General features: G+C 45.1%; 21 protein-coding genes. 19 read left to right on the forward strand and 2 right to left on the reverse strand.

The genetic code is table 11. The features are described 5' to 3' along the window. Positions 1 to 11 precede the first annotated feature (11 nt). On the reverse strand, positions 12 to 899 hold the full coding sequence (locus tag D1151_RS13780) for a LysR family transcriptional regulator (RefSeq protein ID WP_161909283.1): 888 nt from the start codon (positions 897 to 899) through the stop codon (positions 12 to 14). 207 nt (positions 900 to 1106) lie between these two features. On the opposite strand from D1151_RS13780, the gene D1151_RS13785 reads away from it, so the two are divergent. The 6 genes from D1151_RS13785 (at position 1107) to D1151_RS13810 (ending at position 9571) form a co-directional block, all read left to right on the forward strand. Beyond that, on the forward strand, positions 1107 to 2549 hold the full coding sequence (locus D1151_RS13785) for a S10 family peptidase (protein WP_161909284.1): 1443 nt from the start codon (positions 1107 to 1109) through the stop codon (positions 2547 to 2549). Between the two features lie 14 nt (positions 2550 to 2563). Next, a complete protein-coding gene (locus tag D1151_RS13790; RefSeq protein WP_161909285.1) occupies positions 2564 to 3985 on the forward strand; it encodes an MFS transporter in 1422 nt (473 codons plus the stop codon). A gap of 46 nt (positions 3986 to 4031) precedes the next feature. Next, positions 4032 to 5429 carry a hypothetical protein gene (locus tag D1151_RS13795; protein WP_161909286.1) on the forward strand — a complete coding sequence of 466 codons (1398 nt, stop codon included), beginning with the start codon at positions 4032 to 4034 and terminating at the stop codon, positions 5427 to 5429. After that, positions 5419 to 6567 carry a M20 family metallopeptidase gene (locus D1151_RS13800; protein ID WP_160202378.1) on the forward strand — a complete coding sequence of 383 codons (1149 nt, stop codon included), beginning with the start codon at positions 5419 to 5421 and terminating at the stop codon, positions 6565 to 6567. The genes D1151_RS13795 and D1151_RS13800 overlap by 11 nt, the downstream gene beginning before the upstream one ends. A gap of 17 nt (positions 6568 to 6584) precedes the next feature. After that, the gene (locus tag D1151_RS13805) at positions 6585 to 7757 is read left to right on the forward strand and encodes an amidohydrolase family protein (RefSeq protein ID WP_160202377.1); all 1173 of its coding nucleotides are present in this window, start codon (positions 6585 to 6587) and stop codon (positions 7755 to 7757) included. A gap of 119 nt (positions 7758 to 7876) precedes the next feature. Then, positions 7877 to 9571 (forward strand): AAA family ATPase, encoded by a 1695-nt coding sequence (locus D1151_RS13810; RefSeq protein WP_161909287.1) that lies wholly within the window; start codon positions 7877 to 7879, stop codon positions 9569 to 9571. Positions 9572 to 9643: 72 nt separating this feature from the next. Here the strand turns inward: D1151_RS13810 and D1151_RS13815 are convergent, their stop codons facing one another. After that, positions 9644 to 10528: a LysR family transcriptional regulator gene (locus D1151_RS13815; RefSeq protein ID WP_161909288.1), complete on the reverse strand. Its 885-nt coding sequence runs from the start codon at positions 10526 to 10528 to the stop codon at positions 9644 to 9646. A gap of 147 nt (positions 10529 to 10675) precedes the next feature. Here D1151_RS13815 and D1151_RS13820 point away from each other — a divergent pair, with 147 nt between their 5' ends. The 13 genes from D1151_RS13820 to D1151_RS13880 all read left to right on the forward strand — a co-directional run bounded on the left by D1151_RS13820 (position 10676) and on the right by D1151_RS13880 (position 26393). Continuing rightward, positions 10676 to 12082, forward strand: coding sequence for a hypothetical protein (locus tag D1151_RS13820; protein WP_160202374.1), 1407 nt, complete (start codon positions 10676 to 10678; stop codon positions 12080 to 12082). Beyond that, positions 12082 to 13698 (forward strand): M14 family metallopeptidase, encoded by a 1617-nt coding sequence (locus tag D1151_RS13825; protein ID WP_161909289.1) that lies wholly within the window; start codon positions 12082 to 12084, stop codon positions 13696 to 13698. Before D1151_RS13820 ends, D1151_RS13825 begins: the two co-directional genes overlap by 1 nt. Before the next feature lie 27 nt (positions 13699 to 13725). Further along, positions 13726 to 14139: a hypothetical protein gene (locus D1151_RS13830; protein ID WP_161909290.1), complete on the forward strand. Its 414-nt coding sequence runs from the start codon at positions 13726 to 13728 to the stop codon at positions 14137 to 14139. Between the two features lie 4 nt (positions 14140 to 14143). Beyond that, the gene (locus tag D1151_RS13835; RefSeq protein ID WP_161909291.1) at positions 14144 to 16072 is read left to right on the forward strand and encodes a S9 family peptidase; all 1929 of its coding nucleotides are present in this window, start codon (positions 14144 to 14146) and stop codon (positions 16070 to 16072) included. 100 nt (positions 16073 to 16172) lie between these two features. After that, complete coding sequence (locus tag D1151_RS13840) at positions 16173 to 17588, forward strand: MFS transporter (RefSeq protein ID WP_161909292.1); 1416 nt, start codon at positions 16173 to 16175, stop codon at positions 17586 to 17588. 13 nt (positions 17589 to 17601) lie between these two features. Beyond that, the gene (locus D1151_RS13845) at positions 17602 to 18990 is read left to right on the forward strand and encodes a S10 family peptidase (protein ID WP_161909293.1); all 1389 of its coding nucleotides are present in this window, start codon (positions 17602 to 17604) and stop codon (positions 18988 to 18990) included. A gap of 9 nt (positions 18991 to 18999) precedes the next feature. After that, complete coding sequence (locus D1151_RS13850) at positions 19000 to 20466, forward strand: hypothetical protein (RefSeq protein ID WP_161909294.1); 1467 nt, start codon at positions 19000 to 19002, stop codon at positions 20464 to 20466. A gap of 52 nt (positions 20467 to 20518) precedes the next feature. Beyond that, positions 20519 to 21091: a GntR family transcriptional regulator gene (locus tag D1151_RS13855; protein ID WP_161909295.1), complete on the forward strand. Its 573-nt coding sequence runs from the start codon at positions 20519 to 20521 to the stop codon at positions 21089 to 21091. A gap of 130 nt (positions 21092 to 21221) precedes the next feature. Continuing rightward, positions 21222 to 22409, forward strand: a complete 1188-nt coding sequence (locus tag D1151_RS13860) for an aminotransferase class V-fold PLP-dependent enzyme (protein WP_161909296.1) — start codon at positions 21222 to 21224, stop codon at positions 22407 to 22409. 24 nt (positions 22410 to 22433) lie between these two features. Further along, positions 22434 to 22898, forward strand: coding sequence for a RidA family protein (locus D1151_RS13865; RefSeq protein WP_161909297.1), 465 nt, complete (start codon positions 22434 to 22436; stop codon positions 22896 to 22898). A 69-nt stretch (positions 22899 to 22967) separates the two neighbouring features. Beyond that, on the forward strand, positions 22968 to 24317 hold the full coding sequence (locus tag D1151_RS13870; RefSeq protein WP_161909298.1) for an MATE family efflux transporter: 1350 nt from the start codon (positions 22968 to 22970) through the stop codon (positions 24315 to 24317). Between the two features lie 494 nt (positions 24318 to 24811). Beyond that, entirely contained in the window at positions 24812 to 25714 is a 903-nt protein-coding gene (locus D1151_RS13875) for a LysR family transcriptional regulator (protein ID WP_161909299.1), read from the forward strand. A 94-nt stretch (positions 25715 to 25808) separates the two neighbouring features. Continuing rightward, positions 25809 to 26393 (forward strand): LysE family transporter, encoded by a 585-nt coding sequence (locus D1151_RS13880; RefSeq protein ID WP_160202362.1) that lies wholly within the window; start codon positions 25809 to 25811, stop codon positions 26391 to 26393. Positions 26394 to 26496 lie beyond the last annotated feature (103 nt).

Consider the following 26496-nt stretch of genomic DNA (forward strand, 5'->3'; position numbering starts at 1 on the left):
CGTTTTTTCATCTAGCGTTCTTGTTGTTGTTTGTAATAGTCTACTGTATACTGCAGGAAGGGATGGGTTTCGACAAGGGGGTTATTAGGATTGTATACCAGGTAAAGGGTGAGGATAGGGATTATTCCTTTTGATTTAAACGGAATCGCACGTATATTTTCATATTGTCGCATAATTTTTTCGCATCGGCTTTTTGGTGTCAGGGTAAAGCTGCCCGGTTTTGTGATTAAAGATGGCAGAAAACTGTCTTCACATACAGTGAGGGTGATGCCCAGATTTTCTGGAAAAGATTCCATTAATTCAGTGTTCCAGGAAATGAGCTGATATCCGGCCAAGTCTTCTGCTTCGACAATCTCTTTGCTGGTAAGGGAATCTGCTTTATGGAGGAGAATGCATAAAGTATCTTCCTTTAGAGGAATCTGTGAGAGGGCATACTCCTCAGCCAGGTTTTCCATATTTGTAAAGATAAAGAAAAAATCAATTTTACCGCCCTGCACGCTTTTGAAACTATCATTATGGGTGGAGAGGTTTACTTTCCAGTTTGGATGCGCAGTCGTAAAGCCGGCAATTAATTCTGGTAAATCGGAGTAGATGGATAGCGCATGCATGCCAATCGTTAAAAACTGCGCTTTTTTTTCTGCGCGTTTTTTCATTTCGGCAAGAAAAGATTCCCATTCTTCTACCAAATGTGAACCCTGTTTTGCAAAGGCAATTCCGTCTTCTGTCAGTTCCACACTGCGATTGGTTCTGTCAAAGAGGGTCACGCCCAGTTCTTTTTCTGTTCTGGCAATTTTCTGTGAAACGGCAGACTGCGTGATAAACATATTCGCCGCGGCATTGGTAATGCTCTTTTCCTTTGCAACCTCCAGCACACAGAGGATATCCTGTATATCAATCATAGAAGGGTCTCCTTTCTGCCATTAATTTATTTAATGAAATCATTATAAACGATAAATTTACAAAAGGCAAGAAAAGTCGTACAATTTACTTAAAGTAACATGTTATTGAACATATCACAGAAATGTGCTATGGAAACCTGTGTGGCATAGCTGGTAAAATGCTGCACAGTATTGATTCGCTATTATTGTAATGGATGGAGGAAGAAAATGTTGAAGATGCAGCAAAAACCATTCGAACCGGTGTCTTTTGTAAGAGAAGGCACGGTGACGGTGGGAGAAACAGAAATTCCGTATCAAGTAGTTTCAGAAGACAATGTGCTGACTGATGAAGCAGGTGCTCCAAAAGGCTCTGTATTTACATACTCCTATTTTAGAACAGATGTGACAGAAGAGGACGCGAAGAGACGACCGGTTCTGCTCGCCTTTAACGGCGGACCGGGATCTTCCGCCCTGTGGCTTCACTGGGGGCTTCTGTCGCCGAAAAAAATAGATTTTGAAAACCCGACGGATCCGCAGCAAAATGGTCCGTATACGCTGGTAAACAATGACAGATGTCTGTTAGATGTTTGCGATATCGTGGTGATGGATCCGGTTACCTGCGGCTACGGCGTCTTAATCGATCCGTCCGCTGCGCCGGAGTTCTTTGGCATCGATCAGGATGCGGCAGCGATGGCACTAGTCATTGAAAGATGGCTTATAAGGTATAACCGCATGAACGCGCCGAAATATATTATGGGCGAAAGCTATGGCACGCTGCGCGCGTCCGTTCTTGTTAATGCCCTGATGGGCGGGCCGACCTTTCCAAATCGGACTTGCACCGGCATTGCCGTAGATGGGATTATCCTTATGGGTACTGTTTTGACCGCAGATTCTTCTTTGAATCCAATGGCGGAAGGCAGTATGGAAAACAGCGTTTTGAATCTGCCGACTTTGGCAGCAACACGGTATTATCACCAGCCTGTATCTGGTATCACGCTGGAAGCATTCATAGAAGAAAGCTATACTTTTGCGGCAGATACTTATCTGCGCGCTTTATATCTTGGAAATCGCCTGCCGGAAGCAGAGATGACAGCCTGTATCGAAAAATTATCCTACTTTACAGGCGTGCCAAAAAGCTGGTTCATTGCAAACGGAATCAGACTGACCGCCTCAGAATTTCCGAAGATCTATGGGGAAACCGCGCTGGGCAAGGTAGTCGGTGTTTATGACGGTCGTTATACGATGGACTTATATCACGGTCTTGCAATTCCAGATCCTGTGGCGGACGATGGCGCTATGGGCAAGTACACCGCTTATTACGCCGGTATTATGAACGGCGAAGGAAGAGAACTTCTGGGCATCGAACTTGACAGAGCATACAAGGCGATTAATTTTGATACCAATATGAAATGGGATTATAAAGCTGTGCGTTCGCCATTTATTTCTTTGCAGGAAGCGCTGCGGAGAAATCCGAACCTGAAGGTGCTGGTTGCCAACGGTTACTATGACCTCTGTACGCCGATGGGCAACGCCCGCTACAGTTTTTCACAGATGGCACAGCAGCCTGGACAGGTGATTATCAAAGATTATCCGTCAGGCCATATGGCATACGTAGGCGAAGAATCCTATGCGATGCTGACAAAGGATTTACATGAATTGATTGAAAAATAAGAGAGGACAAGAAAATGGAACAGAAAATTTTAACAAAGATTGAACCTGTAAAACTTCCATGGAAAGTGAAAATCCTGTATTGCATGGGTGAATTTTCCAAAACCACGACTATCATTATGCTCATGGCATTTGGGATGTATTTTTATACGGAAGTGTGCGGCATCCCAAGCGGTGTCGCATCCACCATCATACTCGTCGCAAAAATCTGGGATATCATCAACGACCCGATGATGGGCGCGCTGGTGGACAGAACCAAGTCAAAGGAAGGAAAATGCAGAATTTGGCTGAAATATATGACTTTGCCGGGGGCAATTATATTTGCTCTTGCGTTCATGATGCCGGAACTGACTGCAACCGGTAAAATTGTCTGGGTTGCGATTACCTATACTCTGCAGGGCATGACTGCTACTGCGCTGATGATTCCACTGAATACGCTGATGGGAAGACTGACCAGTGACCCTGTTGAAAGAGCTTCCTTGAACCAGATTAAGGGAATTATCAATCTGATTCCAAACCTGGTCGTGCCTGCAGCAACTATGCCGATGGTAATCTATTTCGGCAAAGGCGGGGCTGACATGCAGAGAGGCTTCCTGGTTGTAGGTATCATCTACGCAGTCGTATTCCTGCTGTCCAATCTCCTTGCCTATATCGGAACCAGAGGCTATGAGCCGCTGGAACATCTGGCAGAGGAAAACAGTGGACAGGAAACAGCGAAAGTCGAGCAGCCGTCCATGGGCAGCGTACTCAAAGCGCTGGTAAAGAACACACCATGGCTCTTCTGCATCGCTTTATATCTGGTAGATATGCTGGCATCCTCTATTTCTTCTACCGTTATGACGTGGTACTTCCAGTACAATATCGGAAGCATTCCGCTCATGTCCTTAGTATCTACTGTTTCCCTGGGGGCATCCCTGGTGGTATATATTTTTCTGGGCGTCTTTATTAAAAAATTCGGAAATGCGGGAACTGCTGCCATCGGCTGCGTGCTCAGCGTCATCGGATTCGCACTCAGATTTATCCTTCATGATAGTTCCACCGCGGTGCTGCTGGCAGGCAATATCATTTCGAACCTGGGAACTGGTCTGGTTGGATGTACCATTCTTCTGTGCATCTTTGACGCGAAGGTTTACGGTGAATGGAAGACCGGCGTGGACAACGAGGCGATTCTGATGAGCGGTTTCTCCGTATCCTATAAGACGGGGCAGGCGCTTGGCGGTCCTGTTGCAGGCTATCTTCTGATGACGGTTCCTTATGTAGCGCAGGCAGCGGCACAGGAGCAGAGCGTTTTAAACCTGTGGTTCTATGAGTCCACGTTAATGCCGGCTGTAGGCTTTGCTATCGCACTGGTATTCGCACTACTTTTGATGAAATATGAGAAGAAAGTGCCGCAGATGCAGGCAGAGATTGAAGCAAGAAAAGTAGGCAAAGAAGCTTAATCGTGCTAGAAACAATGGTTGAAAATTCTTAATTGGAGGGGCGCAAATGTGTGATTTTAAACCTTTTTCCTGGGAGCAGGAGAAAAAAACGGCGGCAGGAGATTCCTATCTGATGCGGCTGAAAGATTTTGTATTAAAAGGTGATGGGGCAGAGGCCGAGGCTGTCATGTTCAGCTATAGTTACATAGGCCTGCCTGAGAAGAAAGAGAAACCCGTTGTATTCGCATACAACGGGGGACCGGGTTCGGCAAGTGAGTGGCTGCACATGGGACTTCTGGGACCGAAAATCATGGAGATTCCGGGATATCCGAAGGTTGACAGACCGGCAAAGTATGTGTTCACTGAGAACAAGAACTTTTTGCTGGACTGCTGTGATTTGGTACTAATCGATCCGGTGGGAACCGGATACGCGCCTCTTTTGAAAGAAGAAGCGGCGGGAAAGTATTATGAAACCCAGGGAGACGCGGTTTCCTTTGCAAAATTTATCGTAAACTGGCTGACAGAAAATGAAAGAATGCATGCGCCGGTATATTTGCTGGGAGAAAGCTACGGCACAATCCGCAATGTTGTTTTGGCAGATGAACTGCCGGAGGATGTGAATCTGAGGGGCATTATCAGCGTGGGCACCTCGCTCAATGTGGGCGCGAAAGGAACGCTTTTGATAGAACCCAATGTGCGCAGACTGGGAGTCAACGCCGCGGTATGCCGTTATCATTATCATCCGGAGCTGGATGAAACCGATTTTATTCGGGACGCCATGGAGTTTGCTTATGGTGATTACGCCCATGCGCTAATGATGGGAAATCGCCTACCGGAAGAAAAGCGGGAGGCTGTACTGGATAAGCTGGTATATTACTCGGGGCTTGACAAGACGCTTCTGGATCGACAGAATCTGCGTTTCAGCGAGCAGGACTTTATGACAAAGCTTTGTCCGGGAGAATTTGTTAGCATGTACGATGCAAGAATGAAACTGGATTTGCAGGGTGATGGCACCATGACAAGCCTGGAAAATGCAGATATTGTCGAAGTGGATATGGATCAGGAACCGTTTATCAGTTGCATTGGATCATCTATCGGTGACTGCATCAGAGCCTACTATGACGCGGAACTGAACAGACCGGAAGGAAGGGTTTATCAGGATGATACTCTTGCTGTCGCTATGAATTGGGATTACCGGTCTTATGAGAAGGATACGCTGCAGCTGCCGGTAGACCTGATGAAAGAAAACGAAAATTTGCGCTTTCTTTTCGTCAACGGCAGATACGATTTGTCCTCCACCTTTGATTTTATGACTTATTATCTGTCGCAGTACGACCTTCCGAAGGATCGTATCTCCTGTGAAGTACTGGAATCCGGGCATGCCTCCTATATCGGAGATGGCAATGCCAAGGCGCTTAGCAGCGCTGTTCGGGCATTTATTGAAGGTGATCGGAATGAACTTTGAAAAAGAAGCACAGGCACTGCAGCAGCAGATTACAGCGGATAGAAGATATCTGCACGCCCATGCGGAATTCGGCATGGAGCTGCCGGAAACAGCAGCTTATGTAACAAAGAGACTAAAGGAGATGGGCTGTGCGCCTGTCTCCTTGGGTGGCGGCATCATCTGTGATATCGGAAGCGGTGACCATACGGTACTGCTTCGGGCGGATATGGATGCGTTGAAGGTCATAGAGGATAACGATTTGTCATTTCGCTCGCAGACAGAGATTTCTCACATGTGCGGTCATGATCTGCATACTGCTATGCTGCTTGGTGCTGCAAAGCTTTTGAAGGAATATGAGCCTAAGCTAAAGGGCAGAGTCAGACTTATGTTTCAGCCGGGTGAGGAAGTAATGGCAGGTGCAAAATCTATGCTGGATGCAGGTGTTCTGGAGAATCCAGGCGTGGAAGCTGCGTTCAGTCTGCATGTGTTCACTACACTTGAAAACGGCGTTCTTTCGTATAAAGTGGGAAATGCATTTTCTTCTATAGATATATTCAAGATTCGGATAGAAGGAAAGGGTGGTCATGGCTCTGCCCTTGAGTATACCGTCGATCCAATCAAGGCAGCAATGCTGATTTATCAGGGAATAGAAGGGGTTGTGGCGAGAGAAACCAGTATGTTTCACTCGGCAACCTGTTCCATCGGACATTTTGAAGCAGGAACGATGTACAATGTAATTCCTGAGAGCGCTCTGCTGGAAGGAACGCTGCGCTGCTTTGATGACGATGACAGGGAAAGGATTCTGGAACGGATACAGCATATTCTGGATGGTATTTCTCAGGCAACTGGGACGATTTGTACACTGAAAACTATGTCTACACCTTCTCTAAAGAATGACCCAGTACTTTGTGAGAGCATTGCGCCATATCTTTCTGAGATACAGGGCTTACAGGTAATGGAAACGACAGAACCGGCTAGCGGTTCCGAGGATTTTGCTTTTATCTCCGAAAAAGTACCGACGATGTATATGATTTTAGGTGTAGGAAATCAGAATGCTGCACCAAATCACAACGCGAGGGCAATCTTTGCTGAAGATAAGATGTATCTGGGAAGCGCAGCAATGGCGCTTGCAGCAGTAAAGTATCTGGAGAACTGTTAAAAAAAGGAGATGAGATTATGATTTTAAATAACTGCAGATTGATTCCGCAGCTGTCGGGAGGCGTTGCCTCAGACTGCGGCAGTGTTTGTATAGAAGATGGAAAAATTGTTCGTGTGAGCGCAGCTTCTGTTTCTGATGCGGGAGAGGATGTCTTTGACTGCGGCGGCAAAACGTTGCTGCCGGGACTCATCGACTTGCATACACATATTACGCTTCTGGGCGGGGCTGGCGTTGATTGCGTCAACGATCCGATGAAGCTTTTGATTGCGGCAGTAGAGCAGGCGCAGAAATGCCTGCCTTATGGATATACAACCATTCGGGACTGCGGCAGCTTTGCAGGCGTTGCGATTTACGCGAGAGATATGATTCAAAAAGGCATTGCGCCGGGACCTCGTATTTTGGCGAACGGGGAAACGCTGACTTCCAGCATTATGTGGAAGCCGGGCGGAAGTGAAGCCGGCGTCAGACTCAGTGACGGTGCAGAGGAGTATCGCAGGCATGTACGCATGGAAGCGGCAATGGGAGCGGACTTTATTAAAATTTATGCCTCCGGTTCGGCCTATGACCCTTCCGGCGTTCCAAAGCACCCGATTATGACCAGAGATGAAATTCGCACGGCAGTGGAAACCGCTCACATGCATGGGCTTTATGTGGCGTCGCACTGTCATGCGGACAGCGCCATCAGAGACTGTATTGAATGCGGTGTGAAGACCATCGAGCACGCGACGTACATCAGTGATGAAACGATTGCGCTGCTGCAGAAGACGCAAGACTGCTATCTGGTACCGACCTTTGCTGCTATGTATGTGAGTCAGACAGAGCCTGCGGCTCGTGAATTCTGGCTAGCGCGGCTGACGCCGATGCTGGAAGCTTGTGCCAGACAGATTGAAAAGGCGTACAAAGCAGGCGAGAAAATGGGATTTGGTACAGACAGCGCGCCGGGCTCTCCTCAGTACGAGAAAGGCGTAGAGTTCCAGATGAGAAAAGATTACTGCCATATGGAAAACGTGGACATCTTGCTGCAGGCGACCAAGTATAATGCGGAAATCGCAGGGATTGACCATATGGTCGGCGAAATCCGAGAAGGTCTGATGGCAGATTTGATTCTGGTAGAAGGAAATCCAGCGGAGGATATCTCCGTGATGTATCATAGACCGGCATGCGTATGGCAGGCTGGAAAGCGGATATAGAATTGTTTACATCGTGCAGGACAAAGGAAACGCTTTGTCCTGTATTTCTTTTTTGTTCTGCTACTTGTGATTTTTCTGTTTTTCACGTATACTATAGGTACGAAGAAAGGAGACGGCTGATGGAGAAGAAGAAAATTCCAATCGGATATGAGGACTTTAAGATATTCAAAAAAGAACACCTGTATTTGGTCGATAAAACGTCGATGATACAAGAACTTCTAGATGCCGGGACGCAGACCACCCTGATCACAAGACCGCGCCGATTCGGAAAAACCCTGAATCTTTCCATGCTTCGCCGCTTCTTTGAAGATGAAAGAACGCCGGAAGGCAAGAAAATAGACAATCGCCATCTCTTTGACGGACTTGCCATCATGGAGATGGGAGAGAAGTATCTGGCCCATATGGGACAGTATCCAGTAATCAGCTTGTCACTGAAATCAGCCAAGCAGGCGACCTTTGCGATGGCACACGCCAGCCTGATTGATGACATCATCAAAGAATTTGAACGCCATGCTTATGTACTTTCTGGTGAGATGACTGAGAGAAACAGGGAGCAATTTACTGCTGTCATGCATGGCAAAGCAGAGGATATCGCTTATGCGAAAGCGTTGAAATTTCTCTCCGAGTGCCTGTACAAATACCACGGAAAAGAGGCCATTATCCTCATCGACGAATACGACGTACCGCTGGAGAATGCGTATTTCAGCGGCTTTTACGATGAAATGATTGGATTTATCCGTTCTCTCTTTGAGTCCGCCCTGAAGACCAATCCCTATCTGAAACTGGGTGTGATAACAGGGTGTCTTCGAATCAGCAAAGAAAGCATCTTCACGGGTCTGAACAATCTGGAGATTCATTCCATCATCAGTCCCAAATACAGCAGCTGTTTTGGCTTTACCGAAGCAGAAGTGAAGGCACTGCTGCAGTATTACAATCAGGAAGAGCGATACGAAGAAGCAAAGTCCTGGTACGATGGATATCTCTTTGGAAATACAGAAATCTATAATCCGTGGAGCATCCTAAGCTATGCGAGCAACGTAAGAGCAGGCGCGCAGATTGCGACCAGACCGTACTGGTCCAACACCTCAGGAAACGACATCGTAAAAACCATGATAGAAGACGCAGATGATACCACCCGGGAAGAACTGGAAACCCTGATGGATGGAGGCACCATCCAAAAGCCGGTTCACGAGGAAATCACCTATGGCGACATTCATGCGTCCAAAGACAGCCTGTGGAACTTTCTGTTCTTTACAGGGTATCTGAAGATGAAAAGCCAGCGAATTGAAAACAGGGATATCTATATTGAAATGGCGATACCAAACGAAGAAATTGCAGCCATTTATGAGCGCAGCATTAAAGAGTGGTTCAACCGCAAAGCAGAAGCACTGGACAAAAGTCCGTTGATTAAAGCGTTGGAAGAGGGAGATTGCGAGGCGGCAGAGAACTTCATCAGCAAGCAGCTGATGGATACCATCAGTTACTTCGACTACGCGGAGAGCTATTATCACGGATTCCTCAGCGGGCTTCTGACAAACAACGGGCGCTATTCGGTGCATTCCAACAGGGAGAGCGGAAACGGCAGACCGGACATCGTGCTGAAAACGCAGGCAATCCGCAAGGGGAATGTTATCATTTTAGAACTGAAAGCTGCAGGCAGCATTGCGGAGATGGAAGACGCATGCGAAAAAGCCCTACAGCAGATCGAGAAGCAGCAGTATGCGCAGGGCTTCCTCGCAGAAGGATACCCTAAGGTGAGCAAATACGCCATCGCATTTTATCGGAAAGAATGTATGGTGGAGAGAGAAAGCTAAAATTGCAAATTTCCTATTGCGATTAATCCAGGAGAAACCAAAAACGTCACTTCTAAGGAAGTGGCGTTTTTTTCATTCCTGCTGGGTTTGATAATAGTTCAATACATAGCGGTAAAATGGGTGATTTTCTATGTTTTGCCTGTCAGTTCGGTAAAGCAGGGAAAGGCTAATCGGCATATCGTCTTCAAAGGCGACAGCTCGAAGGTGCGGGGATTGCGCAAGGATTCTTGTACAGACACTTTGCGGGAGGGGTATAAAAATGCCCGGTTTTGTAATCATGCTGGGAGAAGCACTGTCATGACAGACGCTATAGGTAATCTGTGCTGCCTTCTCAACATCGTGGGTATTGTGTGGGGCATTAATCAGCATGTGATACCCTGTGAGATCAGAGGAACGGACAGGTGAGCTTTTTTTTGTTAAAGGATCATCTTTATGGAGCAGAAGGCTCAGTGTGTCGTTTCGCAGGGGAACCGCTGTAATATATTTTGGTGTTTTAGGTGCATTGACAGAACCTCTGTCAAAACAAAAGTCCAATTTTCCGTTTAGTAAATTTTTATATTTGCTGTCTTCAAATTCCGGAAAGGTCGTTAACTGATAGTTTGGACACGCCATAGTAAAGCCTGCTAAAAGATCAGGAATTTCCGTAAAGTTGATTAGGGCTGGAAGTCCCACAGAACATTGATTTTTATCCATAGAGGAAAATTGCTCCATGGAAAGAAAAAAGTCCTCCCAAGAAGAATTCAGTGCAGAAGCTTTTGTGACAAAGAATACGCCGGCATCGGTCAGTTCGACAGAGCGGTTGGTTCTGATAAAGAGAGCAAGTCCCAGTTCCTTTTCAACTTTTGTTACCTTCTGTGATACGGCGGACTGAGTTAGAAACAGTTTATTTGCAGCTGCCGTAATACTTTTTTCTTCTGCGACTTTCAGTACGCAGAGGATATCCTGCATATCGATCATGTAACTTGCTTCCTTCCTTATCATTAATTTTTTTGTATTGTCATTATAATCGATAAATTTACAAAGTGCAAGAGAAGTCGTAAAATTTAATTAAATAAAACATTTTATTGAACATATCAGATTAGAAAGCGAGAAAGGATAAACAAAGTGAGAGAATATACCACTACAGCAAATCAGTTGATGCTGCAAGGAAAGCCGCTTACCTATCGTACCAGGTGCAAAGCATATGCTGTAAAAGACATCGATGGGCGGGAAATCGGCGACATGTTTTTCTATGAATATATGCGTACGGATGTTGTATGTTCGGAGAAGAGACCGGTTCTCTTTGCCTATAACGGCGGACCGGGGGCTTCCTGTTTTTGGCTACATATTGGATGCTTTGCGCCGAAGAGAGTGAAAATGGAATGGATTTTTAATGGAGAAGAGGAACCGAAGGAAACCCTTCTGGAAGAAAATCCGAATTGTCCCTTAGATATTTGCGATATTGTACTGATTGATCCGCTGGGAACTGGCTATGGATCCTTTGCAGGAGAGCAGGAAGTGAAGGCGTTTTGTTATCCGGAGGCTGATGCAGGCGTGATTGCAGACTTTATTGCTGACTGGCTGATTGAACACCAAAGAACGGATAGTCCTGTTTATCTGGCCGCAGAAAGTTATGGAACCATTCGTTCTGTATTGGTGGCAAGCGCGCTGACGGGAGGTCCACTCCTTCCGTCTGCAAAGGCAAAGGGCATCCGTGTTTCCGGCATGATTATGATGGGCTCTTCCATCATCGCCGAACCGACAAATAGTTTTTTCTCGGAAAAAGGACTGCCGTTTAGTGTGCAAATTCTACCGACTGCAGCGGCAGCAAATTGGTATCACAGCAAAGAGAAAAGCTGTACGCTGGAAGAACGCATGGATGAGACACAGCAATTTATTGAAAATACCTATCTGCGGGCCTTATATCTTGGAAGCAGGCTGCCAGAAGAAGAACAGACAGCGGCAGCAGAACAGCTGTCTGCGCTGACCGGCCTTTCTGCGGGGTGGCTGAAAGTCCATGGACTGCAGTTTGACAGTACATACTTTAGAAGCCAGCGGTTGTCTGAGCAGGGGATGATAATGAGTCTGTATGACGCAAGATTTGTGCGCAGGCAGGGTACAGAAATTGACCCGGCAGCAGACGATGCAGCGCTCGGTAAATTAGCGCCATATTTTCTGAAGGGTCTTCGAGCATATGGAAAAGAACTGGGCATAGAGGAGATGAAGCCATTTATTTATACAGATTTTCATCAGGCAATGAATTGGACGTTTCGTGCGGACAGTACGCCTTTTGCCCATCTGCAGGCGGCTTTGGACAGGGATAAAAACATGCGGGTGTTCTTTGCAAACGGGGTTTATGATTTCTGCTCTGAAGCAGGGCAGGCGGCTTACGCGGCGGCGAAGCTGCGCACTGACGAAGGTCAGGTATTGGTAAAGAATTATCCATCAGGACATATGCCGTATATTGGAACGGAAAGCGCGGCCCTGCTTGGGAAAGATTTGCGGGCATTTCTGCAGAAAGGAATCTACTGATGCTTTACAGAAAAGATCACTACTATACATATGAGGAAATAAAGATGCTACTGTCAGCGTGGCAGCAAGGCTATCCATCGCTTTTGAAAGTAAGTTCCATCGGCAAGACTTACGAGGGTAGAGAAATTTTTGCCGCAGAAATGACAGCCGGCGGAAATCCAGAAAGAAAACCGGGCATTCTGATCAACGGAAATTTGCACAGCAAAGAACTGATCGGATCAAATGCAGTGCTTTATGCCATGGAGTATTTTCTGTCCGGCTATGGAGAAGATTCATCTGTGACGAAGCTTTTAGAAGCGAAAACCCTGTATTTTATTCCAAGAATCAACGCAGACGGTGCAGAGATTTCGGTGGCAACGCCTTATACGCGCAGAGGTTCAAAGCGAATGTTTCACGAGGAAGAAGAGGGTGTTTATCCTGCTGATATCAACGGAGATGGAGAAATTGTGAAGATGCGGATTCCATCAGGCAGCGGTCAGTGGAAATGCGACGAAATAGACAGCAGACTGATGGTGCCGCGAACGGAAGATGATAAAGAAAGCGTCTTTTATGATCTTGTAACGGAGGGTCTGGTTTGCGGAGAAGTCACGAGACCGTTAAAAGACGCAAGAGATCCTTACGATTTAGATCCTAATAGAGAGTTTCCTTTTGACTGGAGCAAGGATACCATCGGATATACCCGCAGGGAATGCAGCGGTAAGTATCCGCTGTATGAATGCGAAGTACGGCATTTGGCGGATTTTATCTTTGCCCATGAAAATATCAATATGGTAGTCGATGAGCATTCCTGCGGCGGCGCCTATATTGCGCCGATGACATTCTGTCAGGAACACGGCGGTCCTGAAAAAGATGTAGAGATTTTTGTACGAGAAGGCGTGAAAGCGACAGAGCGAACCGGCTATGTTTCAAACGGTGCGTTTCCGCCGGGTCTTGTTGGTGTAGCAAAAGGCAGTTATACGACTTGGCTGTATTATGAGAGAGGCATTGCGGCATGGTGCAACGAGAACTGGAACAGCAGACAGCTTGTGGAACCGGTCGACGCCGACCATCCGCTCCCATATATGACGGCATTGACGCCGCCGGAGGATGCGTTGGCGCTGGAACGAAAGCTCCTTGCATGGGACGACACGCAGAAGGAATCTTATTTCTGCCCATGGACGGAATTTGAACACCCACAGCTGGGAAAGGTTGAAGTCGGAGGATGGAAGGAAAAATGGATTATGGACAATCCACCGACTTTTTTGATGGAGCAGGAATGTGAAAAGGCGCTGCAGTTTATCCTGCAATGCATCGAAGCATCACCGCAGCTATCGATGGGAATACCAGCGGAAGTTTTGCATGAAGGAAAAAGATACATAGAAGTTCGGATAGAAAATACAGGGAAATATCCTGTCAGCGGAACTTATCAGGCGGAAAAATTGGGAATTTCTGCAGAAATTACAGCGGATATCTACTTTGAAGCGGACTGCTGTTCAGCGGAAAATTTACCTGAAAATTTGGCAGGAGGAGAAGTGGTCGTACTACGGTTTGCGGTACCGGAAACTGTATCAGGTCCGTATCGTATTGAACTTTGCAGCAGATGCAGTGGAACAGTCAGTGTATCAGGTCGGATATAGAGAAACAGCAATAAGTAGGTAGATAAAATGAGATATGATGAAAATATTTTAATTGCGGAAGAAAAAGAAACATGCGTTTTTTTTGAGAAGCTAGAGAATGATGATAGTGCAGTGTATGGAATTTTGATGAATCCATGGATAGGATCATTTTTCGATTATGGAGATAGCATTTATTTTGACGCAGAAAAGGATAAGGATTTCTGTTTGTTTCTGGAAAAATTGATAAAAGAAAGTGTTTTTCTGGATGAAATGGAGATTACCAAACCTCTCGTAATTTTGCAGGAAGAAGGGAAATCTCCGTTTAGTACAATCCATGGGGAAGTTTTATTTACAATAATAAAAGCAAAATGCCCTGATGTACGATGTTGCATGATTATGTACCCAAAAGAGAGAAAATTAATTGCGAAATTGAGAGCTGAAAAATGGCTCAAGGAGGGCTGAAACTATGCAGAAAAAATTACTGTCTGTAAACAATTTTAAGGATATGGTCTATATTACGGAGCCTTCTTCAAATGGCAGGGGAGATTATAGCTATAGCCAGCAATTTTGGTCTGAAAGGAGTAATTCTTATTTAGGAAAATGCAGATTCCAGGGAAGAGAGCAAGGCTTTTGGGCTGAAGAAGAAGGTTGCAACTTGAATTGCCCGCAAATTTCGCCTAATGGACAAATGGCTGCTTGTATTGCACAGATGCCAGATGGTAGCAAGGCGCTATGGATTTATGATTTACTGCAGCAAAAAAGAACAAATATTATCAATATCAATGATGTGGAAGAATTTGTTTGGTCTGCGGATAGTAGTTCTATATGCATGATTATCGTAGAAAAAGAGCCAGATAAAGATGGAATTCGTATGGTTGATTCTGTCGGATATAGATCGAATGAAGATAAAGGAATACGCCCGGAAAAAAGATATATTCTTATGATTGCTGATATTCAAAACGGAAAGTTAAAAAGCCTTCTATGTGAGAGAAAACCTTTAAAAAAGGTGATTTGGATGAAAACGGAGGATGCTGTAATTGTTTTTTCTGGTGAAACGCAAAGCTATTTGAAAGTAAATGTGCAAAGTAAGATTCGAACGGTTCTTTGCAGTGGATTAATTATGGCGTCCAAGTGGAGCCATGCTGTTCTGACGCAGAATGAAAAATATCTTTTTGTGCCTACTTCCAACTTTGATAATGGCAGTGGGCAATGCAGCAGACTGACCTGTGTAGAAACAGATGGAACAGGCATTGTTTCGGTTAAACACAGCGGACAGATACCAGAGGAATGGGTTCCTGCATATAGTGACGGAGATATTCTGGAAACAAAGAACGATTATATGGGTACAAGTTTAGAAAGCGAAGCGTTTTTCGCGGTCGGAGAGCGAGACGGCGTAAGCGGCATTTATTGTGGAACTTATTATAATGGGGAAATTCTTTGGAAAAGGATATGCGAAGGCGGTGTTTTTACAGCGTTGACAGTGGTAGATAAGGATACATTGCTTACAGTTTGGAGTGATGCAGATATGCCGCCGGAACTTTATAAGGTTGGTATTTCCTGTGGAGAAATGAAAAAAGTCACTGACGCAAACGCTTGGACTGAGAAATATGCATTAGCATCCCAAACGCGCATTTGTGTTGAGGTTGGTACAGCAACGAAATTATATGGATATTATATGCTGCCACCGATGTGTCTAAGGAATCAGGTGCATGATAAGCTGCCAGTAGTGCTGACAGTACATGGAGGACCGGCATCAAGCTATTGCGGTGGATTTTTTATGGAACGCCAGCTTTTAGCAGCACAAGGGTATTGCGTAGTTTATGGAGATCCAAGAGGAAGTACAGGATATGGTGAGGATTTTGCGCGGGCAGATTATGCTTTTGATGGAACTGCAGCGAGTGATTTGATGGTACTGTTAGATTATGTCCTTGAAAAAATTGATATGCTAGATAAGAGCAGGCAGGCTGTAATTGGCGGAAGCTATGGAGGCTATATGACAGTTTGGCTGGCGGCTCATGAGAAACGATTTAAAACAGCCTGTGCGCTGCGCGGTTTATTTAGCTATCTTGATTTGACGTTACTTTCTGAAGGGGCAGGGCAGGTACCATTTGGAGCGGATACAAGTAGCGTGCTGGGAGAGTTTATTAGAGACTCTGTTTTTCTGGAGGGGAGAAAAATAACAATTCCTCTGCTTATTTGTCATGGGGAGAAGGATATGGTTTGCCCAGTAGAGGGTGCCTATAGGCTTTATGCAGCAGTACGGGACAATCAACCGCAAGTTCCGGTTGAGCTTAATATTTTCAAGGACTGCAAGCATGCGATTGATCCACAAAGCGCAGAAAATAGTATAAAGTTTTATGATGCAGTATTATCATGGTTAATAAAATACCTATGATTAATAAATGAGAGAGAAGCAGGGAAGGGAAGTGATATAAAGAGGGAGAAAGATGAAACCGATATTCGCTTTAAGAAAAAAGAAGTAAGGAGAAACTAAAATGGGAAAGAACACGACAACTTTACCAAATCAGAAGAAATTGCCGAAAAAACTGGTTTTACTGTATGGTGCATCAAGTTTTGGTGTGTCAAGTTTAACAATCATGAATGCGGCATTTTTGGTATTTTTTTACACACAGGTATTAGGTATAAAAATTGAAATTGCCAGCACAATCATACTGATTGCTAAAATATGGGACATCATCAATGACCCTATGATGGGTGGCATAATTGATATGACCAGGTCTAAAGAAGGAAAATGCCGTGTATGGCTAAAATATTTTACGGCACCTGCAGGCATTCTGTTTGCGTTAACTTTTATGTGCCCGAGCCTATCGGGAACCGGTCGGATTGTGTGGGCAGCGGTTATTTACATTTTGCAGGGAATGTTGAGTACTGCATTATTTATTCCTTCTAAAACATTATGTGGTCGAATCACGACAGATAAAACACAAAGGGCTTTATTACAACAGTCAGGCAGCGTGTATAGCGTATTGGCAAATTTGTTTGTTGGATCGGCAACAATGCCACTGGTTGGTATGATTGGCAAAGGGGATATGCAAAAGGGATTTATGTTTGTAGGGATCCTTTATGGAATTCTATTTATGATTTCATATTTCATTACCTTTTGGGTAACGAAGGGATATGAGCCAGTAGAAGAAGTGGAAGTATTAAGTGGAGAGAGACTAGGTGAAAGAATTCCGCTTTCGGTTAGTTTGAAGGCACTATTTTCAAACAAAATGTTCCTTATTCTTGTAGTAGGAATTTTTATGCTGTACTTTGCGAACTCACTTCCGAGTGCGACCAATGCGTATTATATACAATATAATTTGAATAACAATATGCTTGTATATTCTATCATATCGTTTTCTGGAATAGGAGGCGCTATGTTCGTTGCGATTACCCTGAGTTTTTTTGTAAAGCGATTGGGAAATAACGGAACTGCTATTTTGGGATGTGTTGCTGCTATTTTAGGATTGCTCATCAGATTTATTGCACACGACTGCAATATGACCATTCTTGCAATCGGAAATGTCGGATTAGGATTTGGTGAGGCATTGGCAGCTGGAACCATGGTTTTGAATATGTTTGATGCTGGAACATATGGTCAGTGGAAAGCTCCAAACAGCGCATGTAATGAAGCAATTTTGCTTTCTGGTCATTCTATGGCATATAAAATTGGAATGGCGCTTGGCGGTCCGTTGGGAGGATACATGCTTTTAATGGTGCCATTTGTAGAAGGAGCGGCAGTGCAGGAGGAAAGTGTTATAAATTTATTCTTCTATATGGAAACCATCATACCATGCCTGATGTTTATTATTCCGTTAGCAATCTTCTTATATTTGAGAAGATTTGAGAAACAAATTCCACTGATGAGGAAAGAAATCGCAGAACGCGAACAGAAGGAAAACGCATAAGGAGAATCAAGATATGTTTGCAGAAAAGAAATTTGTGACGGAACATACCTGTGAAGTAAAAGGACAGAAAATTTCGTATCGCGCAACAGTAGAAAATTTTTTCCTCTATGATAGAGAGGGAGAAAAAGAGGCGAGCATGTACACGTTTGCTTACGAGAGATGTGATATCGAGAGAAAGCCGCAGCGTCCCGTGCTGTTTGCCTATAATGGAGGACCCGGCGGCGCCAGCGCCATGATCAATTTTGCCGCGCTTGCGCCAGAGCGGGTTAAAGTCGGAGAGGCAACCTCGCTTTCTATGACGCCGCCTTATGAGGTAGAAGAAAATACGGAATGTATTTTGGATATCTGTGATATTGTTACAATCGATCCCATCGAAACTGGCTATTCCAGACTGCTGAAAGCAGAGGCAGGCGCGAAATACTTTAATACGGAAAGCGACTGCCGCTCTTTTGTAAAAATCATTGCAAAGTGGCTTGATGCACATGAGCGTTGGAACAGCCCGGTATATCTGATGGGAGAAAGCTATGGAACGATTCGAAATGCTATGCTGGCAGGCATGCTCAGCGTGGATTTAAAAGCAGGATGCAACTATGTCAATCTCAGTGGGATTATCATGCTGGGCAGCGCCTTTGATCATGGTCAAAAGGCTTATCCAATCGACACGCCGATTCTGAATTTTACGGCTGTAGCAGCGACTTACTGGTATCATCATCAAAGCATGCTGCCGGCACGGGATGTTTTTTTGAAAGAAGCGGATCGTTTCGCTTATGAGGAATATCTGCCGGCATTAGCATTAGGACGGCGACTTCGTGAGGAAAAAAGAACGCATATCAAGGAGCGGCTGACTTATTTCACCGGACTTGATGAGGAAACCCTGGAAGATTTGAATCTTCGCGTGGATACTTACAATTATCCTGCCTATGGTTTGCGGAAAGAAGGGAAGATACTGGGTCGTTATGATGGTAGATTTACCATGGAAGCGCCGAAGGGCAGCTGGGATGATCTGGAGGAAGAAGATATGGCAAGCAGCGGACTGATGAGCGCTGTGCAGCAGTGCTTTAACAGCATCTGGAAGAAAAAACTGCATATCGATCTGGAAGATGCGTACAGACCGCTGTGCTTCGATATTTGTGCTGATTGGGATTTTTCTACAAGTACAGCACCGATTAAGAGTTTGGCACAGGCAATGAAACGGATTCCAAATATGAAACTGATGTTGGGCTGTGGTTACTACGACTTGCTGACTACGATGGGTTTTTCTCAATATACGCTGGATCAGTTCAACCTGCCGGCAGAAAGAGTGCGGATGGAATATTTTGAAACTGGGCATATGCCATATCTGGGCAGCAAAGAGTGTGATGCTTTTGGAAGAGCGGTCAGAGCATTTATCGAATGGAACTAGGAGAACGAAATGAGAAAATTTCAACCTTATATGACAGAGTCATTTGAACGGCTTAATGGGACGGCATCCCTTGAAATGTTACTGCGCCATGGGAAGATTCGTGCAGAAGCGGTGAGCGAGGATCACGTGTTTTATGATGAGAGCGGTGCGCCGGAGGCGATCATTTCGACGATTTCTTATCTCAGGATAGACGATGAGAATTCGCAGCGTCCGGTCATGTTTATCTGGAACGGCGGTCCGGGAAGCGCCACTTCTATGCTGCAGCTGGAATGTTTTGGACCTTACTGCATCAGCAAAGATGCGGAGGAAAAGCTTACCTATGGTCTTGCAATTGAGTCGGACACCATTTTGGATGTATGCGATCTTGTCTATGTAGACCCGGTGGGTGTGGGGTATTCCAGATTGCTCCAAGAAAAAGCGGCACCTGATTATTTTTCCGTTGATGGCGATGCGAGAAGCACTGCTTTTGCGATTGCATCTTGGCTGAAGAATCACAATCGCTGGAACAGTCCGCTTTATCTATGCGGAGAAAGTTATGGCACAATCAGGGCTTGCCGCGTGCTTTCTGAGCTGGGCAGGGATGTAATGTATGGGAACCGGATGATGCTGGGAATTCCTGTTGCAGGCGTGATTTTAATTGGCTCAGCCCTTTCTCTGGATGCGGGAAACGGACGCATTTTTGAACCCGCGTTGGAACTTTTGACTGCAGCGCTTCCGTCTATGGCAGCGACGCATTGGTATCACAATCGAAAGGGGCAGTGTGACCGAGAAGTCTTTTTGAAGAACGTGTGGGAGTTTGAGAAAAGAAAGCTAATTCCGGCGCTGTTTGAGGGGGATGATTGCCCGGCTGAAACGGTGCAGTCGCTTGCGAGAGAACTTGCAAACTATACGGGCATGGAGGCAGCTTATTTTGAAAAAACAAGACTGCACCTGCGGGATGTAGAAGACTTCATGACCCAAGTCGTTTCCCATAAGAAAAAACGGGTCGATTTATTTGACGGTCGCATGACATCACCTCTTGCCGGTACGTATAACGCAGCAGGAGATGACAATATGCCACTTTCTGTGATGAACGGACTGCTTGCAGCGCAGCTGGGGATAGAGACGGATAGAATTTACTACACCGGAAATCTGAATATAAATGCTGCCTGGGATTATACTGTAGAAGATGGGAAGTCTCATATGGACTGCCTCAAAAATGCCGCAGCGAGAATGCCGGAGATGAAAATTTTGGTTGCCAGCGGACTTTATGACTTGTGCACTCTGGTGGGAAATACCAGATATCAGTTTTCGCACAGCGGCATTGATCCGAGGCAGATGATACTAAAAGAGTATCCGGGCGGTCATGGCGTCTATTCCAGCAAAGAGGGCAAAACGACCTTTTTAAAAGACGTGAGAGCGTTGATCTGTAAACAGAAGGAAATTTTTTCTGAAAAAGATGCGCTGCCCCTTGACGAATCGAGAAAAAACCTGTAAAATAGTTATTGAACATATCAGTGAAAATGGAAATGATAATGGGAGTAATGATATGGCAGAAAAACTATCGGAGAAGGTTTATCACAGTATCAAGGCAGATATCGACAGCGGTGTCATCGACGGCAGATCCTTTCTAAGTGAGGCACAGCTGGCGAAGCAGTTTGGCGTTAGTAAAGCGCCGGTTAGAGATGCGCTGCATCTTCTTTGCAGCCAAGGATATCTCATTAGCTATCCAAGAAAAGGGTATATGCTGAATTTATATTCTTCTGATGAAATCAATCAGATACAGGTGATTCGCCGCCAGGTTGAGAAGCTATGTGTGAAACTTGCCATAGAAAATGCTTCTGATGAAGAAATCCTTTCTTTAAAGGCATTTACAGAGCAACAAATGGGCAGCAGTGATCCAAGCAAAACTAATAACACTATGTTCCATCTGCGGCTTGCAGAGATTACGGGAAATCAGTATTTGCCGGGTATTTTGCAGGATATGCTTTATAAGGCTTCTATGGCAGCAATAAAGAGCAGTTCGGACTTAGAAAAACATCAGCATATTGTAAATGCGCTTTTAGAACGGGACTTAGAAAAAGCAGAACTGTATCTGGAAGAGGATATCATGATGCTGTAATAACTTTAAAATCATAATTTATGCCTTGTAGCTTTTGCAGAAAATCTGCAGGGCATCTTCTAAAAGGTTATTGAACATATTAGAGAACCTTTTAATAGATATGTGAGTGCAAGGAGGACGATAAATAGAGATGTACGAAACTGATAATATGGATAAATTTGCAGAATTTCGCACCCACGTGCCGGTGCTTTCCCATACAGCATATCTGGATACCAGCTCCACAGGTCTTGTTCCGGACTTTGTACATGATGGAGTAGCAAGGTATCAGGAGGATCGCTATCTAAAGGGCGGCGATTCTGTTTGGAGGCTGCCCGGCGGCGAAGAGACTGGAACCATCGGCATGATGGACTGGGCAAAGACACAGATTGCACAGATGATTGGAGCAAAGAAGGAAAACATTGTCTTTGGCAATAATTCTTCTCATATTTATACTTTGTTTACCTCCGGCATGTATTTTGAACCGGGAGACAACGTAGTACTGGTGGAAAACAGCTGGATTGCAAATCGCTTTGCATGGCAGGTAAGAAAGCAGGACGGCCTTGAGGTGAGATATGCCAAGGCAAGAAACGGCGTGATTCTGCCGAAGGATTTGTTTGCACTGTGCGATGAAAAAACCAGAGCAATCTGTATCTCTTTGGTGGAAAGCTTTACTGGATTTCGCATGGATGCGGCAGCCATTGGCGCCTACTGCAGAGAAAAGGGCATTTGGTTTGCAGTAGACGGCGTGCAGGCGCTGGGGGTCATGCCGGTGGATGTGAAGGCCATGAAAATTGACTTTCTCATCGGCAATGACTATAAATGGATGATGAACTACTGCGGTACCGGATACGGCTATATCAGTCCGGCGCTGCAAAAAAGCTTAAAGCAGTTTGGCGCCGGATGGATGAGTGACGACGAGCGTTTTAATACTGGTAAACAGGTTCTTTGCCTGCGAGATGACGCAGGACGTTTTGAGCTTGGCTTTCCTACGGTTTCCGGCATTTATGGGCTGGGACTTGCGGCGGAAAAGTATCTGGCATTTTCTGGAGCGGATATTTCCGAATATGTGATGGGGCTGACTGAGTATTTGCGGGAAAGGCTGTCAGAGACAGAAGGCGTGCAACTTACTTATGATTTTGCACGGAAAAACAGGTCTGGAATTGAGGTGCTGCGTCTTGCGTCAGAAACTGGTGTGACCAACGAGATGCTGCGGGAAGCCGGTGTTGGCGCGCATGTCAGCGGCGTCGATGTAAACGGCTTTATGGAAATGCGCCTGGCATTTCATTATTATAACAACAAAGAGGATATCAATCGTCTCATGGACGTGATAGGAAAATGAATGCATGAAGGGAAGGTATGAAACATGGATGTAGAAAAGAAATTAGCGGAGCTGGGAATTGATTTATCAGCAGGACCGGAGCCAATGGCAAACTATGTAAGCGTACAGAAGGCCGGTGGTTTTTGGTTTTTTTCAGGTGCAGGTCCTTTTGAAAACGGAAAGCCGGTAGTCTTCGGCAGACTGGGAGAGAACCTGACAACGAAGGAAGGCTATGATGCAGCAAGACTTGCGGGTATCAATCTTCTCGCTGTTTTGAAAAGAGAACTTGGCGGCGACTGGGATAGGCTGGAACAGATTGTCAAAGTGCAGGGTTTTGTAAACAGCACTACGGACTATTTTGAACAGCCTCTGGTAATCAATGGCGTGTCCGATCTGTTCGGTGAAGTTTTAGGTGAACGCGGCAGACACGCGAGAACAGCAGTAGGTACCAACGTGCTACCGTTCCGTATTCCACTGGAAGTGGAAATGATTGTAAAAGTAAAAGAATAACCTATAATCATACAGACAGGCGGCCGAGTAATCTTGGCTGCTTGTTTTTCTGGAAAGGGGGGCGAAATTTTGAACGATGAGAAGAAAGGGCTGTCTCTCATGACAGAAGGAGTTATCTGGAAGAAACTCATCGGCTTTGCAGTTCCGGTATTTTGCTGTTCGGTATTTCAGCAGCTTTATTCTACCGTTGATGCGGTTATAGTGGGGCGTTTTGTAGGAACAGAGGGCCTTGCTGCTATCGGCGTGACAGGGCAGATTATCATGCTTGCAGTCAGTATTGGTCTGGGACTGATGATGGGCATCAGCACGGCAGTCAGCGAGTATTGCGGCGAGGGACGTTTTGATAAGGTGCGTCAGGTTATTGTGATTTCTATCTTTGTGGTAATTGCAACATGGATTCTGAAGCTGATTACAGGGCTTTTTCTGGCTGAGCCTATTTTGCGGGCTGTGAATACACCACCGGAGGTGCTCGCCAGTGCGGTGCTTTATCTGAAGATTGTCTTCGTAGGAGGGCTTTTTACTTATGCATACAGCATGTGCATTTTTATTATGCGAGCCTGTGGAGACGGCAGCAGACCTCTGTTTTTTCTGGCATTTTCCTGTATCTGTAATATTGTCCTCGACTTGCTCTTTGTCAAGGGGCTATCTATGGGTGTTGCAGGTGCCGCGATTGGCACAGTCATTGCGGAGAGTCTGGCGGTGCTGATGTGTCTTGTCTATATGAAGAAAAAGATGCCTATGCTTTGGGTCAGCCGGGAGGATTTTCGCAATACGAAAAAATCAAGGGTGGCTTACGTGCTGAAGTTGTCTGTACCGACCAGTCTGCAGGTGAGTATTGTCAGCCTGGTGGCGATTTTTGTGCAGGCGGTTATCAACGAGTATGGTGCAGTGGTGGTAGCAGGCTATGCCGCGGCACAAAAGATTGAGCAGATTGTCATCATGTTTGTCAATGCACTTTCCGGTGCTCTGAATACGTTCACGGCGCAGAACCGGGGTGCGGCACGCTTTGATCGGATTAAAGAAGGAAGACATATAACGGTGCTCATCAGTGTAGGCTTTATGGCAGTGATGACGGTATTTGTTTTCTTTGCCGGAAAACCGCTGCTGGGCATTTTTGTAGATGATGCAAACAGTGCTGCCGTGGTGGAGGAAGGATACCTGTATCTTAAAATTACTTGTGGTTTTTACATCATTTTGGGTCTGTGGCAGGCATATATGGCAGTGCTGCGGGGTATGGCGGATGTACTGATGCCGCTGGTGATCGGCGGGATTCAGATTTTAGCGAATCTGTCTGCAATCTGGGTTCTTGAACCGCTTTTCGGCAAAGGTGGAATCTGGCTTGCTGTGGGCGTCAGCTGGAGTTTATGCTTTTTGGCGGCGCTTGTGAGGATGCGGAAATATCGTTTAGAGAAAGGATGAAGGTATCTGTGCGGCTGCGGTTGTGTTTTTGCGGCTTCGATTGTGCAAAAGTGAGAAAACAGGGGCGGTTTGCACAACCAGCTGCGGATTGGAGCGCTAAAAGTTGTGCGAATTCTTTCTTTTTAGGGTGATATGCACAACCAGATAGGCGATGCGTATGCAGTAGTTGTGTAAAGTAGGTTAAATTGCAGAGTAATTGCACAACCAGAGAAATACAAATGTGATTAAAGTTGTGCAAATAGGCACGAAAAAGTGCATCTTGCAAAACATCTACTGCTAAAGTTGTGCAGATTTGCAAATCGGTAAGATGATTTGCACAACACATGCTTTAGGAATGAGAGCAAAGTTGTACATTGGATGTAGGAGGAAATGCAATCTGTAATTTAGGTGGCGAATCCCCGTGTGTTTTCTCGCCGCCCTTGTGCTTCTTTGAAAAAAGGAGTAAAATAATGGTGAAATCCTAGGGAACATGTTTAAATGGGAAAGGCACGCATATGACTTTACAAAAATTGAAATACTTGATTACGATTGCGGAAAAAGGTTCTATTACGGAGGCCGCAAAGGCTTTGTATATTTCGCAGCCCAGTCTTTCTCAAATGGTAAAAGAAATCGAGAAGGAATTGAATTTTACCATTTTTACTCGCTGCCGCACAGGTGCTAAGTTGACAACGGAGGGTATGGAGTTTTTAGGTTACGCAAGGCAGGTTGTGCAGCAGATGGAGCTTCTAGAGGGAAGATATTTTGGCAGCGAGGCAGGAAAACAGCGCTTTTGTGTATCTTCACAGCATTACACCTTCGGAGCGAATGCTTTTGTTGAGTTGGTGAAACAGTTTGGACAGCAGCGGTATGAGTTTATTTTAAATGAAACACAGACGTACCAGGTAATTGCTGATGTTCGAAATCGGTTCAGTGACCTTGGGATTCTTTATCTAAGTGACAGCAACAGACAGGTGATGCATAAAACCCTGGAGGAAAACAATCTGAAGTTTTACGAATTATTTACCGCAAAACCTCACGTGTTTTTATGGAGAAAGCATCCTTTGGCAAAGAGAGAAAAACTTAGCTTGGAAGATTTGAAACCATATCCGAGACTCAGCTTTGTACAGGGTGTATATGAGTCTTCCAATTATGCGGAGGAGCTGTTCAGTAGCGAGGATGTGGAAAAGAGTATCAAGATTAGTGATCGGGCTGCAATTGTCAATTTCATGATAGGGTTAAACGGATATACCATTTCAAGTGGAATTTTTCCAAAGGATTTGCACGGAGATGAGATTCATTCGATTCCACTGGACGCAGAGGAAACGATTCATATTGGCTATATTTTAAATAAGGACAGGGAGCTATCTGAACTGGGAAAAATCTATGTTGAAGCAATCAGACAGTATCAGTCTGAATAAACATAGGGACAGTTTATGGATTAGCATAATAATTAGATATTACCTATTGATAACTGTTTCGTGGTATGATGATACCACGAAAGGAGGCGTAATTATGCCAGGTTATGTAATAGGTAATTTTTTTATTTATGCAATGATTAACGCATTTACACCGGGACCGGGGAATGTGCTAGCGCTTAATACGGTGACAAACTATGGATGGAAAAGGGGAAAGCCTTTATTCTTCGGGATTTTTACAGGGTATTTTGTCGTTGAGATTTTGTGTGCAATTTTCGTGTTCGGTGTTAGCACAGTGCTGCCTTCTATGCTTGGGGTAATGAAATATATAGGTGCAGCTTATATTCTGTGGCTTGCAATCCATATGGCAATCAGTAAGCCTACAGAAAGCAGTGATGGTAAATCGGCATCCTTTATGAAAGGCTTTTTACTCCAGTTTGTAAATGTGAAAATTTATTTGTTTGGTATTACAGCGTTGACAGGCTATGTTACAAATTATAGTACTGAATTTGGAACTTTGATTCTTTTTGAGCTTATTATTGCAACGATAGGAACGATTGCAACATCAACTTGGGTTGGAGTAGGGCTGTTAATTCAGAGAGTTTATCAGCAGCATTACAGAGTGATTAATATCGTGCTGGCAGCGACTCTGATGGAATGTGTGTATAGTATGCTGAAGTAACCGAAAAATGTTTTGCGTTGAAAGCGAACGGGAAAATCTTACTTGTGATTTTCCCGTTTTTCACGTATACTATAGGTACGAAGGAAAAGAGGTGAGTCGAAGA

This window comes from Emergencia sp. 1XD21-10, from assembly GCF_009936045.1.
In the GTDB taxonomy this organism is placed as follows: Bacteria; Bacillota; Clostridia; order Peptostreptococcales; family Anaerovoracaceae; genus Senimuribacter; species Senimuribacter intestinalis.

Coding starts and splice junctions, on each gene's coding strand:
- D1151_RS13780 (WP_161909283.1), bottom strand. CDS start 899: ATGATTGATATACAGGATATCCTCTGTGTGCTGGAGGTTGCAAAGGAA.
- D1151_RS13785 (WP_161909284.1), top strand. CDS start 1,107: ATGTTGAAGATGCAGCAAAAACCATTCGAACCGGTGTCTTTTGTAAGA.
- D1151_RS13790 (WP_161909285.1), top strand. CDS start 2,564: ATGGAACAGAAAATTTTAACAAAGATTGAACCTGTAAAACTTCCATGG.
- D1151_RS13795 (WP_161909286.1), top strand. CDS start 4,032: ATGTGTGATTTTAAACCTTTTTCCTGGGAGCAGGAGAAAAAAACGGCG.
- D1151_RS13800 (WP_160202378.1), top strand. CDS start 5,419: ATGAACTTTGAAAAAGAAGCACAGGCACTGCAGCAGCAGATTACAGCG.
- D1151_RS13805 (WP_160202377.1), top strand. CDS start 6,585: ATGATTTTAAATAACTGCAGATTGATTCCGCAGCTGTCGGGAGGCGTT.
- D1151_RS13810 (WP_161909287.1), top strand. CDS start 7,877: ATGGAGAAGAAGAAAATTCCAATCGGATATGAGGACTTTAAGATATTC.
- D1151_RS13815 (WP_161909288.1), bottom strand. CDS start 10,528: ATGATCGATATGCAGGATATCCTCTGCGTACTGAAAGTCGCAGAAGAA.
- D1151_RS13825 (WP_161909289.1), top strand. CDS start 12,082: ATGCTTTACAGAAAAGATCACTACTATACATATGAGGAAATAAAGATG.
- D1151_RS13830 (WP_161909290.1), top strand. CDS start 13,726: ATGAGATATGATGAAAATATTTTAATTGCGGAAGAAAAAGAAACATGC.
- D1151_RS13835 (WP_161909291.1), top strand. CDS start 14,144: ATGCAGAAAAAATTACTGTCTGTAAACAATTTTAAGGATATGGTCTAT.
- D1151_RS13840 (WP_161909292.1), top strand. CDS start 16,173: ATGGGAAAGAACACGACAACTTTACCAAATCAGAAGAAATTGCCGAAA.
- D1151_RS13845 (WP_161909293.1), top strand. CDS start 17,602: ATGTTTGCAGAAAAGAAATTTGTGACGGAACATACCTGTGAAGTAAAA.
- D1151_RS13850 (WP_161909294.1), top strand. CDS start 19,000: ATGAGAAAATTTCAACCTTATATGACAGAGTCATTTGAACGGCTTAAT.
- D1151_RS13855 (WP_161909295.1), top strand. CDS start 20,519: ATGGCAGAAAAACTATCGGAGAAGGTTTATCACAGTATCAAGGCAGAT.
- D1151_RS13860 (WP_161909296.1), top strand. CDS start 21,222: ATGTACGAAACTGATAATATGGATAAATTTGCAGAATTTCGCACCCAC.
- D1151_RS13865 (WP_161909297.1), top strand. CDS start 22,434: ATGGATGTAGAAAAGAAATTAGCGGAGCTGGGAATTGATTTATCAGCA.
- D1151_RS13875 (WP_161909299.1), top strand. CDS start 24,812: ATGACTTTACAAAAATTGAAATACTTGATTACGATTGCGGAAAAAGGT.
- D1151_RS13880 (WP_160202362.1), top strand. CDS start 25,809: ATGCCAGGTTATGTAATAGGTAATTTTTTTATTTATGCAATGATTAAC.